Genomic DNA, 21,035 nt, shown 5'->3' with positions numbered 1-21,035 from the left:
CTGGTGTCACGGGGTGTGCCGGGTGGGGCACACGATGCGCGCCGGCCGTCCGGCGCGGCGGTCACGACTTGAACTCCACCGGGATCTCCGGCGACTTGGTGCCGTTCGGCGGCACCTTGCGGGTCTGCAGCGCGAACGACATGACGTCCTTGAACACCGGCGCGCACAGGTTGCCGCCCCACTTGCCGTTGGTCGGCGCCTGGATCGTCACCGAGACGACGATCTGCGGGTTGTCGGCCGGCGCGAAGCCGATGAACGACGACGTGTACCCGTTGTAGGTGCCCGTCTTCGGGTCCACCCGGTTGGCCGTGCCCGTCTTGCCCGCGACCCGGTAGCCGGGGATCTGCGCCTTGTTGCCGGTGCCCTCGTCGTCGGCGACGACCGACTCCATCATGTCCGCGACGGTGCGGGCGGTCTGCGGGCTCACCACCTCGGTGCGCTGCGGCGGCGCGTTCGGGGTGAGCTTGCCCTTCTCGTCGAGCGTGCCCTTGACCAGCGTGGGGGCGATCCGCACGCCGCCGTTGGCGATCGTCTGGTAGACCGACGTGGCCTGCAGCGAGTTGACCGACAGGCCTTGGCCGAACGGGATCGTGTACTGCTGCGCGCCGTCCCACTTCTGCGGCTGCGGCAGCAGGCCCGCGGTCTCACCGGGGAAGTTGATGCCGCTCTTGGAGCCGATGCCGAACTTCGTGAGGTACTCGTACAGCTTGGCGTTCGCGGCGGCTTGATCGGGGCCGAGGTGCTCGGCGGCCAGGATGGTGCCGATATTGCTGGACTTGGCGAGCACGCCGTTGAGGGTGAGCTGCCAGGTGCCGTGGTCGACGTCGTCGTGGAAGACCCGGTCGGCGCGCGGCAGCACGCCGGGCACGGTCACCTTCGTCTCGGGAGTGGCGACGCCTTCCTGGATGACCGCGGCCATGGTCATGACCTTGCTGGTGCTGCCCGGCTCGTAGGCCTCCTGCATCGCCCGGTTGCCCATGTCGTCGCGGTTGGCGGAGGCGAGCCGGTTCGGGTCGAAGCCCGGACTGGTCGCCATCGCGAGGACTTCGCCGGACTTCACGTCCTGGACGACGACCGTGCCGCTTTCCGCACCTGCTTCGGCGACCTTCTGGGCGATCATCTGCTCGGCGTACCACTGGATGTTGCGGTCGATGGTGAGCTGCACGTTCTCGCCGGGGACGGCGTCCTTGCCCTTCTTGCCGCCGGTGGGGACCTGGCGGCCGAGGGAGTTCTCGTACGTCGCGCTGCCGTCCTTGCCCGCGAGGAGCTTGTCGAACGCCAGCTCCATGCCGCCCGCGCCGTGGTCGGTGGCGTTGACGAACCCGACGAGGTTGGCGCCGACGGGGCCCGCGGGATAGATGCGCTTGCTGTGCGGGCCGGCGTAGATGCCGACCAGGTCATCGCGCTTGGCGGCGGAGAACTCCTTCTGGGTCTGCTTGATCTTCGTCCACACCGAGGGGTCGACCTGCTTGGCGACGACGACGTAGCGGGACTTGGGGGTGCGCAGCTGCTCTTCGATCTTGACGGGGTCCCCGCCGACGATCGGCGCGAGCGCGGCGGCGGTCGCGGTCGGGTTGTACTGCTGGACCTGCGTCGGGTCGGCGGTGATGTCGAACGCGTCGACGCTGTCGGCGAGCGTCACCCCGTTGGCGTCGACGATCGACCCGCGCTCGGCGGGCAGCCGCACGGTCTGCATCCGGAGGCTGTTCGCGTCGGCGGCGTACGCGGAGGCGTCGAGCGCCTGAAGCTGCACGATCCGCCCGACGAAGAGGGTCAGGACGACGGCGAGCCCGATGAGCCCGAAGCGGAGGCGCCGCTTGGGGTCGCCGAGCCGCAGGGTCCGCACGCGGTGCGGCCCGCGCCGCACCTCGCGGGGCCCGCCCTGCGCCGCTGCCGCCCGCACGAACCGGCGCTGGGCCGGGTCGCCGGCGCGGGCGACGGGCCGGGCCACGCCTCGGGGCGCGGCGTCGTTGCGGAGGGTGCGGCGGGGGGTGGGGCGGGGGGCGTCCTCGTGGAGGGCGTCGTCGTGAAGGCCGTCGTCGTGAGCATCGGCGGGCCGGCGGGGGCCGTGCGGGCGTGCGGCGTCGCCAGGGCGGCGGAGGCGTTCGTCGCGGTCCCGGGCGCCCTGGCCGTCGGCGGGCCACCGGAATCCGGCGGGACGGCCGTGCTCGCGGTCGTCTTGGCCGCGGACGCGCCGCCGGGCGCCGTCGTGGTCGGTACCCCGGTCGCGCGGGATCGCCCGGTCGCCCTGGGCGGAGCCGGGGGCGGGGCGGCCGGTGCGCGGGCGCGGACCGTCGCGGTCGGTGCCCTCCCGCCGCCGGGGCCGGTCGCCGCCCGCGGCCCCGCGCAGGCGCGCGCGGATTCCGTCGCGGGGGCCGCCGTCGTCGCCCGAGCGGGGCGTTCCGGCCCCGTCGCGCGAAGCCGCCCGGCGCGCGTCGTCGGCGCGGACGTCGTCGGCGTCCCGGCCGGCGCGTCGGCCTTCGCGTGCGAGACGTTCGTCGTCGCGGGCGTTGCCCGGACGTGGCCGGGGGGCGTCGCCCCTGGAGGGCCCCGAACCGGGGCGCCCCGGGTGCCGGCGTGGTCCCTCGCCGCCGTCCGCGCCCCCTCGCCGGGCCGGTCGGTCGTCGCGGCCGGACGCCCCACGCGCGGCTCCGGCGCGGTCGCGCGGGTCGCCGGAGCGGGATCCGGAGGTGTCGCGTTCCGCGTTCTCCCGCCGCGGCGGCCGGCCGTCGCGCGAGGGTGCCCGTCGGGGAACGCCGGCATCACGGCCGGCCGTTCCGGAGCGCCGGTCCGCACCGCCCGAGCCCCCCGCGTCGGGTCGTTCCCCGGCGCTGTCGCGGCGTGTCCCCCGCCGGTCCTCTCCCCCACGGCCGTCGCTTGCCCCACGGCCGTCGCGTGCCCCACGGCCGTCGCTTCCCGAGCGGTCCGGCCGAGGCCGCCTGCCGTCGGCGCCCGCCGCGGAGCCGCGCCCCGCGGCCGTGCCGCCGGCGCGGCCACCACCGGCGCCCGACGCCCCGTCACCGCCGCGTCCGCCCTCGATCAGCCGCAGGAACCGCCCCCGCCCGCCGTCGCGCGCACCTCCGCCGGAACGTCCCGCGCCGTCCGCGCCGCCGCGCCCCGGATCGCCCGAGCCCGGCCCCGGCCGGGCCGGGCGCCCTCGTCCCGCGTCGTCTCCGGAGCCCGGCCGCGGCCGGCCCGGGCCTCCGCCGTCCGGTGTCGCGCGCCGGTCGCGCGGCTCACCGCGCCGGGGTCCCTCCGCGTCGTTCCCGTCCGAGCCGCCGCGCCCCGCGCCGCCACCCGAGCCCGTTCCGGGACGTTCCGACAACTCCGCACCTCCACAGCCCGGACCCGTCCACCGGACGCGCCACCCGTCACGCCAACACCGGCGGCCTCCCGGCCGCGGAACCCGTCACCGGTCCCGGCCGCCGCCTTGTCTGCCATCACGCCGCCGCACCCCTTGCGGGTTGCGGCCCGCACGGCCGCTCACCCGCCCGGCCCCGCGGCCGCATGCCGCAGGCCGGGCGGTCGACGCCGTGCCCGAGGCCCGGCCGTCGCCCCGCGGCCGCCCGATCCCGCCCCGGCACCGCGACCCGTCCAGCCTGGCCGAAACGCCCGCCGCGGCCCGACACGCCACGCCGGGGCGGCCGAAGCCGGGGGTACGGGCCCGCACACCCGGCCCCCGACCACCGGCCCCGCCCCGAGCACGGGGCCGGTGGGGTCTACAAAAGCCGCATGGGCACCGCGGCACCGCGAGTTCAGCGGGGCGGGGCCTGCGTCACCGGCGGCGCGGCCGTCGCCGGTGCCCCGGCCGGCGGCGCCGTCTGCCCGGGCACCACGGGCGTTCCCGGCACCACCGGGATCCCGGGCGGCACCGGTGTCCCCGGCGGCAGCGACGGCGCGGCCGTCGTCGGCACCGGCTTGGGCGTCGCGGGCTTCGGCGACCCGTACACGTCGCCGGTCACCGGGTCGAGGAACGCCGGCGCGCCCCCGGGAATCATGCCGAGTTCGGCCGCCCGCCGCGCCAGTTCCCCGGGTGCGGACAGCCGGTCGAGTTCGCGCCGAAGTTCCTGTTCCTGGTCGCTCAGCTTGGCGTTCTGCTTGTCCAGCCGGGACTCCTCGAACGAGCCCTGGTTGAGCGCGGTGTTGAGCAGCAGCAGCCCGAGCAGGCCCCCGCCGAGGAGCAGCACCATCAGCAGCACGAACGGCGTCTTGGACGTCGGGGTGCGGCGTTTGACCGTCGTCACGCGTCCTCCCGCACCCGTTCGGCGGCCCGCAGCCGGGCCGACGCCGCGCGCGGGTTCTCCGCGATCTCCTCGTCCGTCGCGCCCTCCGACGCGCGCGTGAGCAGCTTGAGCGTGGGCTTCAGTTCGTCGGGGACCACCGGCAGGTCCGGCGGCGCCTTGCTGGTCGCACCGACCGCGAGGGCTCGCTTCGTCATGCGGTCCTCCAGCGAGTGGTAGGACAGCACGACGATCCGCCCACCGACCGCCAGCGCGCCGACCGCCGCCGGCAGCGCCCGCTCCAGCACCGCGAGTTCCTGGTTGACCTCGATCCGCAGCGCCTGGAACGTGCGCTTGGCCGGGTTGCCGCCGGTGCGCCGGGTCGCCGCCGGGATCGCGTTGCGCACCAGCTCGACGAGCCGGGCGCTGTCGGTGAACGGCTCCCGCGTTCGTTCCCGGACGACCGCGTCGACGACCCGCTTGGCGAAGCGCTCCTCGCCGTACTCGCGCAGGATCCGCACCAGGTCCCCGGGCGGGTAGGTGTTGAGCACCTCGGCGGCGGTGATCCCCCGCGTCGGGTCCATCCGCATGTCCAGGGGGGCGTCCTGTGCGTAGGCGAACCCGCGCCCGGCCTCGTCGAGTTGCAGCGAGGAGACGCCGAGGTCGAACAGGATGCCGTCGATGCGCGGGATGCCGAGCCGGGCCAGCACCTCGGGGAGTTCGTCGTACACCGCGTGCACGAGGGTCGCCCGGTCGCCGAACGGTGCGAGGCGCCGGCCGGAGCGGGCGAGGGCCTCGGGGTCCCGGTCGAGGCCGACGAGCCGGGCGTCGGGGAACCGGCGCAGCAGGGCTTCGCTGTGCCCGCCCATGCCGAGTGTGGCGTCGACGACGACCGCGCCCGACCGCGCTTCGAGCGCGGGGGCGAGCAGGTCGAGGCACCGGCGCAGGAGCACCGGGACGTGGGCGTGGACCTCCCCCGATTCGCCGCCCGCGGGATCGGCGGAGCGGTCGGGCTTGGTCGCGTTCATGTCGACCCTTTCGGTGCAGCCGCCGGCATGCGGCGGGTGGTGCGCGCAGGGGAAATACCGCGGACAAGACTCCCACGGTTGTGCGCGCTCGCCCGGCAGCGCCGGGGGCCGATCCGTCCGGGGAGGGTGTCCGGTACGTCCATGCCGCCAGGTCCCCGCCCGCCCGCTTGGGGAAGTGACCGTCTGGCGCCGGGGAAGGAGCGCCAGAAAGCTCGGAGCGGGTGGAGGCCTCACGGCACGTCCGTCAGGACAGCACCTCCTCGGACAGCTCGGCGAAGGAGTCTTCCTGTTCGGCCAGGTAGACCCGCCACGCCTCGGCATCCCAGATCTCGACCCGGGCGCCGGCGCCGATGACGACGCAGTCGCGGCCGAGTCCCGCGTACGTGCGCAGTGCCGGCGGGACCAGCACGCGGCCCTGCTTGTCCGGCACCTCGTCGGAGGCGCCGGCGAAGAACACCCGCAGGTAGTCCCGGTGCGACTTGGAGGTCAGCGGGGCTTCGCGCAGTTGTTCGGTGATCCGGTGGAACTCGGGGAGGGGCCACACGTAGAGGCAGCGCTCCTGCCCCTTGGTGATCACTAGGCCCTCCGCCAGCTCGTCACGGAACTTCGCCGGAAGGATCAAGCGACCCTTCTCGTCCAATCGGGGCTCATAGGTGCCCAGGAACACGGGCACCTCCGCACCGTCTGGAGCTTCACCGCCCCACTTCCCGCCACTCTACTCCACCAAACCCCACGGTCAACCCTTTGCGGATCCGCCACACGCCCCCCAGCGGCCACAAAAGCGCAGGTCGGAGGGGGTGGGGCGGAGTGGAGGGCGCACAGCGCCGCTGTGTGCGCCCCGGCCTCGCGCAGAGCCCGGCCGAGTGCTCCGCAACGCCTCGGTGGACTAGGCCAATCAGCGTGCAACCGAACGGGGCCAATCCGCCCTCCTAAGTCCCAGGGCGGCCCGTGCGCAGATCCGGCCGACCGAAAACGATCACTCTCGCGGGTGACACGGACGAGCGGTCACCTGTGACAATCGGCCTAGGTCCCGCGTCTGACAGCGGGAAACCATGGGGCAGGGAGGGCACGGGTGTCGACGTTCAACGATCAGGCCGGTCTCAAGGAGCTGACGGCTACTGCCGCACGCATCCGGGAGGCCATGGAGCGCGTGATCGAAGGCAAACCCGAGGTGGTCAAGCTGGCACTGACCGTGCTGCTCGCCGAGGGGCACCTCTTGGTGGAGGACGTGCCGGGTGTGGGCAAGACCATGCTGGCCAAGTCGCTCGCCCGCGCGGTGGACTGCTCGGTGCGCCGGGTGCAGTTCACGCCGGACCTGCTGCCTTCCGACATCACCGGGGTCAGCGTCTACGACCAGGAGCGCCGCGAGTTCGAATTCAAGCCAGGCGCGATCTTCGCCAACATCGTGGTCGGCGACGAGATCAACCGCGCGTCGCCGAAGACCCAGTCGGCGCTGCTGGAGTGCATGGCCGAGCACCAGGTGACCGTGGACGGGACGACTTACGAGCTGCAGTCGCCGTTCATGGTCATCGCGACGCAGAACCCGGTCGAGATGGAGGGCACCTACCCGCTGCCCGAGGCGCAGCGCGACCGGTTCATGGCCCGGGTGTCGATGGGCTACCCGGCGCCGGAAGCCGAGCTCCAGATGATCGGCGTGCACGGCGCGGGTTCGCCGCTGGACACGCTGGAGCCGGCCGCGGACGCGAACGACATCGTCAAGCTGACCGGGGCCGTGCGCGAGGTGCATGTGTCGCCGGGTGTCGCGCGGTACGCGGTCGACCTGGTCAACGCCACCCGCACCTCGCCGGAGCTGCGGCTGGGCGCGTCGCCGCGGGCGACGCTGCACCTGGTCCGCGCGGCTCGCGCCGCGGCGGCCCTCGACAACCGCGGATACGTGCTGCCGGACGACATCCAGGCGCTCGCCGTGCCGGTCCTCGCGCACCGGCTGCTGCCGACCGCCGAGGCGCAGATGTCGCGGCGCAGCGTCGAGCACGTGGTCGCGGACCTGGTGCGGACGGTCCCGGTGCCGGGCGCGCCGGACGGCCGCCGGCCGGTCTCCGCACCGGCCGCGCAGCCGGTCGCTCCCCAGCCGATGCCGCAGCCGGCGCCGCAGTCCGCCCCGCCGCACGTCGCCGGTCCGCACATGCAGCCGGTGCACCCGCAGAACGGCTACCAGCAGCCGCAGCACCCGCAGGCCTACCCGGGGCAGCCGCAGCAGGGCGGCCACCCGCAGCCGTACGGCAGCTACTACGGCAGCCCGAACGGCGCCAACCACGGGCCGGCGCACTGACGTGCGCACCGCCCTGTCCGGGCTGACCACCCGGGGACGTTCCTTCCTCGCCGCGGGGATCGCCGCGGCCGTGTGCGCGCTGGTGCTGGGCCAACGCGACCTGCTGCGGGTCGGGTTCCTGCTGGCCGCGCTGCCGCTGCTCGCGGTGCTCGTGGTGGCCCGCACCCGGCACCTGGTGACCAGCACGCGCGCGCTGGACCCGGGCCGGGTCGCGGCCGGGCACGAGGCGCACGTGCGGCTGCGCGTGGACAACGTGTCGCGCATCCCCACCGGGTTGCTGATGCTCGAGGACCACGTGCCCTATGTGCTGGGGTCGCGGCCGCGGTTCGTGCTGGACAAGATCGAGCCGCACGGCCACCGCCAGGTCGCCTACCGGGTGCGGTCCGACCTGCGCGGCAAGTTCACCGTGGGCCCGCTGCGGCTGCGGCTCGCCGACCCGTTCGGGATGTGCGAGCTGACCCGGTCGTTCGCGGCCCGCGAGACGCTCATCGTCACGCCGATCGTGCAGCCGCTGCCGCCGGTCGACCTGGGCGGCGAGTGGACCGGCTACGGCGACGGCCACGCCCGCAGCCTCGCCTCCTCGGGCGAGGAGGACGTGGTGCCGCGCGAGTACCGGCACGGCGACGACGTGCGCCGCGTGCACTGGCGCTCCACCGCCCGCCGCGGCGAACTCATGGTGCGCCGCGAAGAGCAGTCCTGGCAGAACCAGGCCACCCTGCTGCTGGACACCCGCACCGGCGCGCACCGCGGCGACGGGCCCAGCTCGTCGTTCGAGTGGGCGGTCTCGACCGCCGCGTCGATCGGCGTGCACCTGTGCCGCCGCGGCTACACCACGCGCATGCTCGGCGCCGACGGCAGGCTCCTCGCGGGCGCGCCGGAAGGCATCCGGGTCGCCCCCGCGGAAACCGAGAGCTTCCTGCTGGACGCGCTGGCCGTGGTCGACGCCCGGCACCACGCGTCCCTCGTCGAGGCCGAGTCCGCGCTGCGGCAGCCCGGCGGCGAAGGCATGACCGTGGCGATCCTCGCCAACCTGACCGAGGACGACATCCGCCGCCTGGCCCGCGCCCGCGCGACCGGCGGCCGCGGCCTCGCGATCGTCCTGGACACCGCCGCGTGGGACGTGACCGCCGTGCCCGGCCAACTCCCGCACGGCGTCGCGGCGAACATGCTGCGGCAGGCCGGCTGGCGGGTACTGGCCGCGTCCGCGGCGACCCGGCTGCCCGAACTGTGGCGCGGCGCGGGCCGGCAAGGCGATGCCGCACCTCGCATGTACGGCACCCCGGCCGCCGCCGCGCCCCGCCCGGAGGCCGCCCCGTGACCCGCTTCCCCGCCGCCCCGTTCCCGCCCGCCGCACGGCCGACGCCCGCTTCCGCGTCCCGCCGCGCCCCGGAGCCCCCGGAGTTCGCCCTATGACCGGCCGACTGCGCATGGCCGTCGCCGCGGCGTTCGCGACCGTGCTCACCTCGTCGTCGCTGCTGCCGCTCGTCCACAACGGCAACTGGATCGCGAAGGCCATCGGCGCCGTCGTGTTCGTGGCCGCGGTCGGCGAAGGCGCCCGGCGCGTGTCCGTGCCGCGGCCGCTCATCGGCACGATCCAGCTCGTCGTGCTGATCCCGTACCTGCTGCTCGTGCTGGTCCCGGACGCGTCCGGGCCGCTCCCCACCCCGGACGCGCTGCGCGCCTTCGGCGACCTGCTGAACCAGGGCGGCGACGACATCCGCGGCTTTGCGCCGCCGGTCCCGGACACCGACGGCATGGCCGCGATCCTGGTGACCGTCGTCGGCGGCGTCGCCGTCCTCGTCGACGTGATCGCGGTGACGTACGGCCAAGCCGCCGCCGCGGGCCTCCCGCTGCTCGCCCTCTACAGCGTTCCCGCCGCTCTCGCCGACTCCGGCCTGGGCTGGGGCGTGTTCCTGGTCGCCGCTCTCGCCTACCTGGTGCTGCTCATCGCCGAAGGCCGCGAACGCCTCGTGCGCTGGGGCCGCCCGCTCAGCCAACCCGGCCCGCGCCGCGGGCCCACGGGACCGCAGCGGCCGTGGGTGCGCGGCAGCGGACGCATCGGCCTGGCCACCCTCGCGGTCGCCGTCCTGGTGCCCGCCGTCGTCCCGATGACCGCCAACCGGCTCGCCGACCGCGACAGCGGCAAGGGCGGGTCGGACCACATCACCACCATCAACCCGGTCGTCGACCTCAAGGACGAACTCAACCGTCCCGAGAACGTGGACCTGCTCACCTACACCACCGACGCGCCCGACCCGGACGGCATGTACCTGCGCATCGCCGCCCTCGACGTGTTCGACGGCAACGCGTGGCAGCCGTCCGAGCAGGCGCTCACCGACGTCACCCGGCCGCTGCCCACGCCGCGCGGCCTCACCCCGGGCGTCAGCGCGGGCAAGGTCACGACCGAGATCAAGGCGGTCAAGAACTACCGGCAGGGTTCGCTGCCGATGCCGTACGCCGCGTCCGAGGTCAAGGTCAAGGGCAACTGGCGGTACGAGGACGAAGGCCGCCTGCTGCTCGGCGACTCCGGGCAGACCACCGAGGGCCTGAACTACAGCGTCGTCAGCCTCGACATCAAGCCGACGGCCGACCAGCTGCGCGCCGCAGGCGGCATCCCGCCGGAGATGGAGAAGTACCGCGGCCTTCCCCCGGCGGTACGGCAGGCCCTGGCGGCCACCACGATGAAGGTCGCCGGCTACGGGACGCCGTTCGACCAGGCCGTGCGGATCGAGAAGTGGTTCACCGAATCCGGCGAGTTCCGCTACGACCTGCAGGTGCCCAAGGGCAACGGCCGCTCCCAGCTGGAGAACTTCCTCCAGGCGAAGGTCGGCTACTGCGAGCAGTACGCGTCCGCGATGGCCGTGATGGCGCGCATCCTCAACATCCCGTCCCGGGTCGCCGTCGGCTTCGTGCCCGGCCACGCCAACGCCGACGGCAGCTACACGGTCGGCAGCCGGGACGCGCACGCGTGGCCCGAGCTGTACTTCGCCGGCGTCGGCTGGGTCCGCTTCGAACCCACCCCGTCGCGCGGCACCAGCCCCGCCTACACCGACGACGCCGCGCCGGTCTCGCCGACCACCCAGCCCGCGACCTCCGCACCCGCCACCGCCAGCTCCGCGCCCTCGTCCCGGGACCCCCGCTGCAAGCTCGACGAGTGCGAGAGCAAGAGCCCGTCGGCGTCGGCCGCGCCCGCCAAGCACGACAGCGACGGCGACACGCCCCGCAACGTGCTCATCGGCGTCGGCGCGGGAGCGCTGGTCCTGCTACTCCTCGCCATGCCCATGCTGCTGCGGCAGCGCGTGCGGCACCGAAGGCTCGCGGCCCTCGGCCGCGACGCCGCCGAAGACGGCGTCACCCGCGATCCGGGCGACGCGGTCCTCGGCGCCTGGCAGGAAATCCTCGACACCGCACGCGACCTCGGAATCCGCGTGCCAACCTCGGAGACGCCCCGCCAGTTGACCGTCCGGCTCGGCGACGCGCTCCCGGACGACGCGGACACCGCCCGCGACGCCCTCCCGCGCATCGCCCTCGCCGCCGAGCAGATCCTGTACGCGCCCGAAGCACCGCAGCGGACCGTCGGCTTGGCCGAAGACGTCCGCGTGGTCCGCGCCGCGCTCCTCGCCGCGGCCGGCCGCGGCACCCGGTTCCGCGCCACGGTCCTGCCCGGCTCGACCTTCCGCCGCGGCACCCGGGCACCGGAGCAGTCCGACCGGGGCGGTCCCGAACCGGAACCCGCCTGACCCGACGCGCCACCCGGGCCCGCCGGCCGGTCCTCGCGACCGGCCGGCGGGCCCGGCCGGTTTTCCGGAAGTCACGCACCGCCGACCGGTGATCGCCGTACCGTAACCAGGAAGCGCGGCCGCCGGGCGCGCCGCGGACGGGAACGACGGAGGCCGAACGAAGCGGGGGATACGCCATGACTCGTGTCTACCAAGCCCTTTTGCGCGGGTCGGGCGACCACCTGGGCCCCGCGCTGCGGCGCAGCTTCACCGCGGTGTTCGGCACCGCGGACGACCCCGTGGACGACTGGCGGCCGGTGCTGGGCGACGGCCCGGCCTACGGCCGCTACGCCGCGGCCCGGGGCAGCGCCCGCGTCACCGCGTTCTGGGGCCGCTCCGGACCCGCCGACGCGTGGGCCGTGGTCGCCGTCGACGGCGCCGACCCGGACCCCGACGCCGCGGACCAGGCGCGCGCCGTCGACATGATCGCCGGACTCCTCGATGCGGAACGCGCCTTCGACGGCACGATCCCGCTGGAGACCACGCCCGCCGAGATCGACGCGGACGGCGTCGGGGGCCTGCTGCGCTGGCTGTTCGACGCCCGGCGCCGCGTCCCGGTGATCGTGCAGAGCGTCGACGAACGCGACCCGGCCCGCCCGGCCCGCCACGCCGCCGCCCTCGCCCGCGCCACCGCGGGCACCGCCGTCGTGGCCCTGCTCGCCGACAAACCCACCCAGGACCACCTCAACGCCGCCCTCGGCGACGCCTTCGGCGTCTACGGCGGCGCCCTCCGCACCTACCTCGCCGGCCTCGCCCCGGCCACCGAAGACCACCCCCTGCGCCACCCCGTCCGCAGCGGCTCCGCGTTACGCGACGCGGGCGTCCGCGCCCTCGACGTGGTCGTCACCGGCGTCGTCGGCGACGGCATCCGCCGCCCCCTGCCGGCGGACGTACGCCGCGGCCTGCGCAGGATCGCGGAGGTGCTGGACGGGGGGACGGCGCGGGGAGACGGCGGACGGGACGCCGCGGAACGCCGCGGGGCGGCGACGGCTTCGGCCGACCCCAGGCGCCCGCGGCCCGGCAACGCACCGCCAAGCGGGTCGGCCGCCGCTCCGGCCCTCTGTCCCGCGTGCGGCAAGTCCGGCCCACCGGCGCCGAACGCCACGGGGCCGACCGCGCCCGGCAGCCTGCCCGCCCAGCCGGGCAGGCCCGTCCCGGCGGCACCGCGCGTCACCCCCGCCGTCGTCGCCGCCAAACGCCCGCAGCGCGCCCCCCTCGCCCCGGGCACCACCGCCGCGGCTCCTCCCGGAGCCGGAGGAACACCCGCGGCGGCACCCGACTTGTGCCCGCTCTGCCACACCCCCGGAGGCTCCGGCGACACAGCTCCGGACCACGCCCGGCCTGCGCCGTCCCCGGCCGGAACCGCGCACCACCCGACCACCGAAGCCTTCTCGTCCCCCGGCCCCGCTCTCCACCCCGCCGCCGCTCTCCCGGCCACCCGACCGGCCAAGTCCGTCCCGGCATCTCCGTCCGCCCTCCCCCGCCCCACCCCCGCCTGGCTCGCCCCGGCCCCCTCTCCTCCTCCGCCGGACGATTCCCCCGGCACCCCGCTCGCCGTCTTGCTCGGCGCCGAAGTCGCGGAGCGCGTCGTGGTCGCCCTGCGCGACGGCGGCCTCCTCAACCCGGACTTGCCACGCCGCGTCGCGGCCGAGCCGGACGTCGCCGAGCTGCGGCGGGCGCTGGCCGATCTACGCGAACTGCGGCCGCTCATCGCGGAACTGCGGGCGATCGCGAGCCGCTTCGACCGGGCCGCCGGGCCCGGGGACGACGCCGAGTCCGAAGCCCTCGCCGCGGAGCTGGCCGAACTGCGCGAGGACTACGGCACGCTCGCCCTCCAATACGAGGAGCTGGCCGACGAAGCCCGCCGCTCCGAGGCCCGCATACGCCGCCTCGACGGCCTCCTCGCCGAACTGTCCGCGGGCGCGCACGAGATACCCGAGTCCGAAGTGTGGATCCCGGAGTGCCTGTCCGACGTCCTGCTCAAAGCCCGCGGCCAACTCCCCTACGTCGACCTCCCCGACTCCCTCGACGCCGGCGCCGCACTCCTCGACAAAGCCGAGCCCGGCCACACCCGCGTATGGGCGGGCGCCGCGTGGGACGCCCTGCGCGCACTCAACGCCTACGCCGCCGCCCGCTCGTCCAACACGTTCCGCGGCGGCTTCCGTGACTGGTGCCGCAACCCGCCGCACGGCCAGTACGCGATCTCGCCGAAGAAGTTCGCCATGAAGGAGTCCGACGCGGTCGGCGGCCGCCCCAAGTTCCGCAAGGCCCGCACGTTCCCGGTCCCCGCCGACGTCTCCCCGGACGGCCACGTCTTCATGGAGGCCCACGTCAAACTCCGCGGCATCGGCAACCCGGCCCCGCGCATGCACTTCCACGACGACGCGGCCGGCACCACCGGCCGCATCTGGGTCGGCTACCTGGGCCACCACCTGGACAACACCCGCACGAACTGACCGCCCACGACCCGGCCCCGGGCGCGCGGAACCGGGGCCGTCGGCACCGGGGCATGCGAAAGCCGGGGTGCCCGCGGCGTGCGGGACCCCGGCTCGGCTGTCGCGTGGGGCGGGCGGACCGGCCCGGTCAGCCCTGCTGTTCGTCGCGGCGGCGACGCCAGCGGTCTTCGATGCGGCTCATCATCCGCGCGCGGCGCGGCTGGCGCTGGGCCCGGCCGCCGCGTGCGGTCCCGGTTCCCCCGCCCGCGGCCCGGTCGTTCCCGGGCGAGCGGCGCCACCCGGTGACCGCCATGACGGCACCGGCCAGCATCAGCAGGAACCCGACCACACTGACCACGATGATCTGCGTCATCACACCGGTCATGAGCAGAACGACGCCGACGACGAAGCCGGCGATCGCCCAACCGGTCCGACGCCGGGTATGCGTGCGCATGCCGGCACCCTCGAGCGCTGTCGCGAACTTGGGATCTTCGGCGTACAGCGCTCGCTCCATCTGCTCGAGCAAGCGCTGCTCGTGCTCTGAGAGCGGCACGGCGTCCTCCTTCGTCGGCCGCGAGGCGACCGGTGCGGCCCTTCCAGGATAGGCAGGCAACCGCCGTCGGGAAAGCCACCCGCGGGAAAGACGACCCGGCCGGTACTGCCGCCTGGTCGACTCGTGGCGCGGGTGACGGTCCGTCGGCGACGGCCCCCCACCTGTCCGATGCATTCCCTGTCCGGCGCGCGGTCATGTCAGCGGTCCGTCGGTCTGTCGATCACGTACGCGCCGACCACTGCGTGCCGGGGGCGGGCGGTGGTGCGCGGCCGGTGCCCGGCCGCTCCCTGGATGATATGCGTCCGCGCCCGATCCCACAGGGGCAGACGCGTGGGATCAGCGACGGGTTCCCGGACCGCGGGACCGGCCGTCGCGCCCCGGATCGGCGAGCAGGCTCGCGGGGGCGAGGGCGCGGCCGCCGAACCGGTCGCGGACCGCGTCGGCGGCGCGTTCCACCTCGGACCAGCCGCGGGCGCGTTCGCCGAGCACCATCTGGCGCGGCCGGTCGCCCGGCACCAGATGCTCGACGCGGACGCCGACCAGGCGCAGCCGGGCGCGTTCCAGGCCGAGCCCGGCGTGCAGCGCGCACGCGGTGGCGTAGATGTCGCGGCCCACGTCGGTGGCGTCGCGGAGGGTTTTCGACCTGGTCAGGGTGGTGAAGTCGGAGAACCGGACCTTGAGGGTGACGGTGCGCCCGGCCAGTCCGGCGGCGCGCAGCCGGGCGCCGGTGCGGCCGGCGAGCCGCAGCAGGGTGCGGCGCACCGCGGCGGGGTCGTCGACGTCGGCGGGGAACGTCTCCTCGGTGCCGATGCTGCGTTCCGGTTCGGACGGCACGACCGGCCGTTCGTCGCGCCCCCACGCGAGCGCGTGCAGGTGCCGGCCGGCGGCTTGGCCGAGCGCGCGGCACAGGGTCGCGGCCGGGGTGTGGGCGATATCACCCACCGTGTGGAGGCCGAGGCGGGTCAGGGCGGCTTCGGTGCGTTCGCCCACTCCCCACAGCCGGTCGACGGGCAGCGGGTGGAGGAATTCGAGGACTTCGTCGTCCGGGACGACGCGCAGCCCGTCGGGTTTGGCGGTCGCTCCGGCGAGTTTGGCGACGAACTTGGTGGACGCGACGCCGACCGAGCACGTGATGCCTTGTTCGTCGGCGACCCGGGCGCGGATCTGCTCGCCGATGTGCGCGGGGTCGCCGCCGAGCCGCCGCAGCGACCCGGACAGGTCGAGGAACGCTTCGTCGAGGGACAGCGGTTCGACGACCGGGGTGACCGCGCGGAAGACCTCCATGACGTTCGCGGACACCGTCGCGTACTCGTCGTGGTCGGGCGGCAGGAACACGGCCTGCGGGCAGAGCCGGCGGGCCCGGCCGACGGGCTGGCCGGCCCGGACCCCGTACGGGCGCACGTCGTGGGTCGCGGACAGCACGACGCCGCGCGGCCCGAGCGCGCCGACCACGACGGGCTTGCCGCGCAGTTCGGGGCGGCGGCGGATCTCCACGGACGCGTAGAACGCGTCCATGTCGACGTGCATGACGGTCGGCGGACCGGCCGAGGAGGCGGACATGTCAGACATGGCGCCCCCCGGCGGCGCGGCCTACCGGGGCAGTGCCGGTGCCGGTGCCGGCTGCTGTACCGGTTTCTGTGCAGGTTCCTGTGCCGGTTCCTGTGCCGGTTTCGGGGCCGACATCGGGGCGGGGTTCAGGGCTTGTCGGCGAGCAGGTGGATCTGCGTGGCCAGCGAGCGGTACTCGGGGAGTTCGGCGGCCGCCTTCTCCAGGTCGAGGAGGGCGTCGAAGGACGCCGGGTCGTCGACGAGGACGCCGGGCACCAGGTCGGAGAAGACCCGCACGGCGTGCACCGGGCCCGGCCGGAGGCCGACCTTGGCGAGTATGGCGACCAGCTCGTCGACGGTGAACCGGCGCGGCAGCGCGGCCGGGTCGGCCAGCGCCGCGGAAGCCTGCGCGAAATGGCCGGCGAGCGCGCGGGCCAGCACGGCGCCGGTGCGGTTGGCCGCGAGCAGGCTGAGCGTGCCGCCGTCGCGCAGCGCCGCGGCGACGGTCCCGAGCGCGTCGGCGGGTTCGTCGACGACCTCGAGGACGCCGTGGCACAGCACGACGTCGGCCGCCCCGGGCTCGACGACGTCGAACAGGGCCTGGGCGTCGCCCTGGAACGCGGCGACCCGGTCGGTGACCCCGGCTTCCGCGGCGCGCCGCTCCAGCGCGGCGAGCGCGTCGGGGCTGGGGTCGACGACGGTGACGCGGTGTCCGAGACGGGCCAGCGGGACCGCGAAGTTGCCCGTGCCGCCGCCGGTGTCCAGCACGTCGAGCGCGGCACGGCCGGTGTCCGCCGCACGGCGGTCCAGCGCGTCGCGCAGCACCTGCCACACCACGGCCGTCCGCATCGAGCTGCGCCGTCGCATCTGGTCGGACAAGGGGAGCCTCCTGAGATCTGCCCGGGGCTCCACCCTAGAACGTTCCCGCTGCTCATCCCGAACTCCCGGGGCTCGTGTGCCACAGCTTGCGCGGCGCGTCCTTGACGGGGGTGCCGGGCGTGCGCAGGTCGGCGTACGGGGACACCCGGAATCCGCTCGGGTGCACCAGCACGCGGTGCACGACCGGGCGCGTAGAGCGGCTCGCGGCGGCGCCTTCGACGGCGTCCTCGGCGGCCTGTCCGGCGGTGAGTCCGGCCGGGCCGGACATCAGGGCGTGCACGGCGTCGAGGCCGCCTTCGCGCCACGCCTCGTCCAGCGCCCCCATCTCCCAGCAGCCGGTGGCCCGCAGCGACACGCCGCGCGGGCCGGTGCGGCGCAGCACGCCGCGGACGACCAGGAGCCAGGAGTGGAAGAGCGTCGCGGCGTAGGGGCCCTGCGCGTCCTCGAAGAAGGTGGCGTCGATGGGGCCGGTCGCGTCGTCGAGGGTGAGGAACACGACGCGGCGGCCGGAGCGGACCGGCGGGGTCTGGGTGGCGACCTTGACGCCCGCCACCAGGATTTCGCTGCGCGAGCGGCAGGACAGCAGGTCGCGGGCGCGGGTGGTGCCGAGGGCGTCGAGGAAGTCGGTGTAGAACTCGACGACGTGCCGGTCGGCGTCCATGCCCAGGATCTCCAGTTCGGCGCGGACCCGTTCGGCGGGCGTCATTTCGGGCAGGCCGGTCGCGGCGGGCACTTCGTGCTCGGCCAGGCCGAACGCGAGCTGGGTGTCGGCGCGCCCCTTCGCGGGCGAGGCCTCGCGGCCGTAGCGGTCCAGGTCGCCGAGCTGGAGCAGCAGGTCGCGGCGGGTCGGGACGGAGTGGTCCGCCGCGGTGCTGTTTCCGCCGCCGTTTCCGTCGCCGATGCCGTGCACGGTGTCGAATCCGCCGACCAGGATCAGCCGCTCCGCGACCGGGCGGGACGTCCCGGTGCGGTGCCAGAAGTCGGCGAGCGACGTGTACGGGCGGCCTTCCACGATGCGCCGCACCTCGGTCTCGCTGATGCCCTTGACCTCGGCCAGCGCGATCCGGATGCCGTCGCGCCCGTCCGGCGTGCGCTCCACCCGGTACACCGCGTCCGACACGTTGACGTCCACGCCCAGCACCGGCACGCCGAACTGGCGCGCGTCGTCCAGGATCAGCCGCTTGGGGTACATCCCCGGGTCGTGCGTCAGCACCCCGGCGACGAACGCCGCGGTGTGGTGCGCCTTCAGCCACGCCGACTGGTACGTCGGAACCGCGAACGCCGCCGCGTGCGCCTTGCAGAACCCGAACGACGCGAACGCCTTCAGCACCTCCCACACCCGCTCGACGACCGGCCGCGGATAGCCCCGCCGGTCGGCCTCCACACAGAACCAGTCGCGGACCGCGGTCTGCCCGTCGATGCTGCCGAGCGCCCGCCGCGCCACGTCCGCGCGGGCGAAGTCGCAGCCGGTCATCGTCGCGATGATGCGGATGACCTGCTCGTGGAACACCACCACGCCCTCGGTCTCGGCGAGCGCGGGCAGCAGGTCGGGGTGCAGGACGTCGCGCGGCTTCCAGCCCTGCCGGGCGTTGAGGAACGGCGTGACCATGTCGCTCTTCACCGGCCCGGGCCGGAACAGCGAGATGTCCACGATCAGGTCGTCGAACGTCTCGGGCGCGAACTTGCCGACGAGTTCGCGCTGCCCGGGCGACTCGATCTGGAAGCAGCCCAGGGTGCGCGTCGACCGGATCAGCTCGAACGTGGCCTCGTCGTCGAAGGGCACCGCGTCCAGGTCGACCCGCCCGCCGCCGGTGCGCCCGACCTCCGCGACCGCGTGCGCCATCGCCGACTGCATGCGCACCCCCAGCACGTCCAGCTTGAGCAGCCCCAGGTCCTCGACGTCGTCCTTGCCGAACTGGCTCATCGGGAAGTCCTGCGCGCTGGTCTCCACCGGCGTGCGGTCCAGCAGGGTGGTGTCGGACAGCAGCACGCCGCACGGGTGCAGCGCGAGGTGCCGGGGCAGCCCGTCGAGGCGCTCGGCGAGGGTCAGCAGCATCCCGAAGTTCGCCTCGGTGATGCCGGACGCCCGCAGCTCCGGCAGGTCGCGCAGCGCGGCGCGCAGGTCGCGGGCCCGGATGTGCGGGAACGCCTTGGCGACCGCGTCGATTTCGCCGGGCGGCAGACCGAGCGCGGCACCCACGTCCCGGATCGCGTGCCGGGCCCGGTAGGTCTCGGTCATCGACACCATCGCGCAGCGCTCCGGGCCGAACGTCGCCAGGATCTCCTCGTACACGTCGGTGCGGCGGGCCGACTCCACGTCCACGTCGATGTCCGGCAGCGCGGAACGGCGGTCGGACACGAAGCGCTCCATGATCAGCCCGTACCGCAGCGGGTCCACGCCGGAGATGCCGATCAGGTGGTTGACCAGGCTGCCCGCCCCGGACCCGCGGGCTGCGCAGCGCACCCCCATGCCGCGGACGAGGTCGACGACGCCCGCCACGGTCAGGAAGTACGACTCCAGGCCGAGCCGCCCGATCAGCGCGAGTTCGTCGTCGAGCCGGGTCAGTGCCTCCGTCGTCGACGCGATCCCGCGGCGCCCCAGCCCGGCCTCGCAGCGCGCCCGCAGCTCGGCGGCGGCCCGCGCGGACGGCACGCCCACGACCTCCGGCTCGGGGTAGAACACCTTGCCCATGCCGAGGTCCTCGCGCGGATCCAGCACCAGCGACTCGGCCAGCGCCCGGGTCCGGCCGAGCAGCGCGCCCGCGGTGCCGCGGTCGGCCTGCTGGGCGATGTCGACGGCGACCCGCAGCATGTCGTTGGACGACTTGAGGTAGCCCTCGCTGCCGACCCGGTCGAGATGCCGACGGTTCAGCGGGACGAGCCGCCGCGCGGCGTCCAGCACGTCGGCGACGGGGGCGTCGTCGCGGTCGGCGTACCGCACCGCGTTGGCGATCACGGACGGCACCCCGCACGCGTCCCCGAGCAGCAGCAGGCGGGCGGCGCGCGAGGTCGACAGGGGGCCGTCGGGGCGGCCGAAGTGGCTGACCAGTTCGAGGAACAGGGCGTCGTGGTCCGGCGGCAGGGCGTCACGGTAAGCGGCGAGCAGGTGGGCGGCGCGGTCCTGGCAGCGGTCGGCCACGGCGCGGCCGACGTCGGAGTCGGGGCCCAGGAGGATCACCAGGTCGCCTGGTCGTCCTTCGTGTCCTGCTGGTCCGGCGGTGTGTCCGGCGGCGTGTTCGAGAAGGGACTCGCGGGTGCAGACCGGGGTGGGGCGGGGGCCGCCGAGCAGTCGCCCGCGCCGGTGGGCGTCGCTGACCAGCCGGCACAGCGCCGCCCAGCCGGACCGGCCGCGCGCCAGGACGGTGACGCGGGGGTACCGGGGGTCGACGAAGGAGCCGCCGCGGACCGGGGACTTGCGGGTCGGGGCGTCGGGGTCGGGCCGGGCCGCTTCCCCCTCCGCGTCGGGGAGGAGGGCGAGGTCGGCGCCGAGGATCGGACGGATCCCGGCGGCGACGCAGGCTTTGACGAACGCGACCGCGCCGTAGACGCCGTCCCGGTCGGTGAGGGCAAGGCTGTCCATGCCCAGGTCGGCGGCACGCTCGACGAGGGCACGGGGGTGGGAGGCGCCGTACCGCATGGAGTGGGCGGAGGCGGTGTGGAGGTGGGTGAAGGGCGGGGTCATGGGGTGGGGTGGGGGGTTGTGCGGGCGGTTCTTGGTTCTTCGGGGGGCGGGGATGGGGTCCGGTGACGGGAAGGAACGGTGGCGGTCGCTGCTTCCGGATCCCGGGGGCGCTCCGGCGTCGGGACTTCCCGGACGCCGCCCTTCTCGGACTCAGCCGTGCTCGGACTCAGCCGTTCCAGGACTCAGCCGTTCTCGGGCATCACGGTGAGTGGTGGCAGGCCCAGGAGCCGGATCACCAGCGTGGTGAACACCTCCACGTCGCGGATCAGGTCGTCGGCCTCACGGGCGGTGACGGCGTTGGGCAGGCCCGCCTCGGCGGCCGCGCGCTTGCGGGCGCCGCTGGCGAAGTAAGCCGCCCATTCGGTGAGTTCGGGCGCGACCTCGGGCAGCAGCTGCCACGCGCTGCGCGGCGCGCGGCGGCGTCCGGGCTTCTCCTGCTCCGGCCGGGCCCGGGCGGCGAGGACCGCGGCGGTGGTCCGCAGCGCGGCCAAGTGCGCGGCGGCGTACCGCTCGTTGGGCGCGGTCGCCTCGCCGGCCTCGGCCAGCGCCCGCCGCGCATGCCCCAGCAGATCCAATGCCCCGGGCGGGGCGCTGCTCCACCGCACGGGGGCACGGGGGACCG

At 75.0% G+C, this 21,035-nt stretch carries 13 protein-coding genes; 4 read left to right on the top strand and 9 right to left on the bottom strand.

From position 1 onward, the window contains the following. Positions 1 to 61: 61 nt before the first annotated feature. The 4 genes from ACPA54_RS19510 to mraZ all read right to left on the bottom strand — a co-directional run bounded on the left by ACPA54_RS19510 (position 62) and on the right by mraZ (position 5,921). Positions 62 to 1,951, bottom strand: coding sequence for a peptidoglycan D,D-transpeptidase FtsI family protein (locus ACPA54_RS19510; protein WP_423531473.1), 1,890 nt, complete (start codon positions 1,949 to 1,951; stop codon positions 62 to 64). 1,804 nt (positions 1,952 to 3,755) lie between these two features. After that, positions 3,756 to 4,244: a cell division protein FtsL gene (gene ftsL / locus ACPA54_RS19505; protein WP_423531471.1), complete on the bottom strand. Its 489-nt coding sequence runs from the start codon at positions 4,242 to 4,244 to the stop codon at positions 3,756 to 3,758. Continuing rightward, on the bottom strand, positions 4,241 to 5,248 hold the full coding sequence (gene rsmH / locus ACPA54_RS19500; protein ID WP_423531469.1) for a 16S rRNA (cytosine(1402)-N(4))-methyltransferase RsmH: 1,008 nt from the start codon (positions 5,246 to 5,248) through the stop codon (positions 4,241 to 4,243). Before rsmH ends, ftsL begins: the two co-directional genes overlap by 4 nt. 244 nt (positions 5,249 to 5,492) lie before the next feature. Continuing rightward, positions 5,493 to 5,921, bottom strand: a complete 429-nt coding sequence (mraZ, locus tag ACPA54_RS19495) for a division/cell wall cluster transcriptional repressor MraZ (RefSeq protein ID WP_425584862.1) — start codon at positions 5,919 to 5,921, stop codon at positions 5,493 to 5,495. 399 nt (positions 5,922 to 6,320) lie between these two features. On the opposite strand from mraZ, the gene ACPA54_RS19490 reads away from it, so the two are divergent. The 4 genes from ACPA54_RS19490 to ACPA54_RS19475 all read left to right on the top strand — a co-directional run bounded on the left by ACPA54_RS19490 (position 6,321) and on the right by ACPA54_RS19475 (position 13,773). Next, positions 6,321 to 7,538 carry an AAA family ATPase gene (locus ACPA54_RS19490; protein WP_423531467.1) on the top strand — a complete coding sequence of 406 codons (1,218 nt, stop codon included), beginning with the start codon at positions 6,321 to 6,323 and terminating at the stop codon, positions 7,536 to 7,538. 1 nt (position 7,539) lies between these two features. After that, positions 7,540 to 8,856: a DUF58 domain-containing protein gene (locus ACPA54_RS19485; protein WP_423531465.1), complete on the top strand. Its 1,317-nt coding sequence runs from the start codon at positions 7,540 to 7,542 to the stop codon at positions 8,854 to 8,856. A gap of 91 nt (positions 8,857 to 8,947) precedes the next feature. Further along, positions 8,948 to 11,278, top strand: coding sequence for a transglutaminase TgpA family protein (locus ACPA54_RS19480; RefSeq protein WP_423531463.1), 2,331 nt, complete (start codon positions 8,948 to 8,950; stop codon positions 11,276 to 11,278). Positions 11,279 to 11,454: 176 nt separating this feature from the next. Further along, on the top strand, positions 11,455 to 13,773 hold the full coding sequence (locus ACPA54_RS19475) for a hypothetical protein (protein WP_423531461.1): 2,319 nt from the start codon (positions 11,455 to 11,457) through the stop codon (positions 13,771 to 13,773). A 127-nt stretch (positions 13,774 to 13,900) separates the two neighbouring features. Here the strand turns inward: ACPA54_RS19475 and ACPA54_RS19470 are convergent, their stop codons facing one another. From ACPA54_RS19470 to ACPA54_RS19450, 5 genes are all read right to left on the bottom strand, one after another. Then, positions 13,901 to 14,305 carry a DUF3040 domain-containing protein gene (locus ACPA54_RS19470; RefSeq protein ID WP_423531459.1) on the bottom strand — a complete coding sequence of 135 codons (405 nt, stop codon included), beginning with the start codon at positions 14,303 to 14,305 and terminating at the stop codon, positions 13,901 to 13,903. 336 nt (positions 14,306 to 14,641) lie between these two features. Then, positions 14,642 to 15,874: a DNA polymerase IV gene (gene dinB / locus ACPA54_RS19465; RefSeq protein ID WP_423531458.1), complete on the bottom strand. Its 1,233-nt coding sequence runs from the start codon at positions 15,872 to 15,874 to the stop codon at positions 14,642 to 14,644. 125 nt (positions 15,875 to 15,999) lie between these two features. Then, the gene (locus tag ACPA54_RS19460; protein WP_345674520.1) at positions 16,000 to 16,731 is read right to left on the bottom strand and encodes a methyltransferase; all 732 of its coding nucleotides are present in this window, start codon (positions 16,729 to 16,731) and stop codon (positions 16,000 to 16,002) included. Between the two features lie 52 nt (positions 16,732 to 16,783). Next, a complete protein-coding gene (locus tag ACPA54_RS19455; RefSeq protein WP_423531456.1) occupies positions 16,784 to 20,413 on the bottom strand; it encodes a DNA polymerase III subunit alpha in 3,630 nt (1,209 codons plus the stop codon). 182 nt (positions 20,414 to 20,595) lie between these two features. Next, positions 20,596 to 21,018 carry an SAV_6107 family HEPN domain-containing protein gene (locus ACPA54_RS19450; RefSeq protein ID WP_423531454.1) on the bottom strand — a complete coding sequence of 141 codons (423 nt, stop codon included), beginning with the start codon at positions 21,016 to 21,018 and terminating at the stop codon, positions 20,596 to 20,598. Positions 21,019 to 21,035 lie beyond the last annotated feature (17 nt).

This window comes from Uniformispora flossi (genome assembly GCF_049534875.1).
Taxonomy (GTDB): Bacteria; Actinomycetota; Actinomycetes; order Streptomycetales; family Streptomycetaceae; genus Yinghuangia; species Yinghuangia aomiensis.
Note: the sequence above shows the minus strand (reverse complement) of the source record. Positions and strands in the feature narration are given on the sequence as shown.

Coding starts and splice junctions, on each gene's coding strand:
- ACPA54_RS19455 (WP_423531456.1), bottom strand. CDS start 20,413: ATGACCCCGCCCTTCACCCACCTCCACACCGCCTCCGCCCACTCCATG.
- dinB (WP_423531458.1), bottom strand. CDS start 15,874: ATGTCTGACATGTCCGCCTCCTCGGCCGGTCCGCCGACCGTCATGCAC.
- ACPA54_RS19480 (WP_423531463.1), top strand. CDS start 8,948: ATGACCGGCCGACTGCGCATGGCCGTCGCCGCGGCGTTCGCGACCGTG.
- ACPA54_RS19475 (WP_423531461.1), top strand. CDS start 11,455: ATGACTCGTGTCTACCAAGCCCTTTTGCGCGGGTCGGGCGACCACCTG.
- rsmH (WP_423531469.1), bottom strand. CDS start 5,248: ATGAACGCGACCAAGCCCGACCGCTCCGCCGATCCCGCGGGCGGCGAA.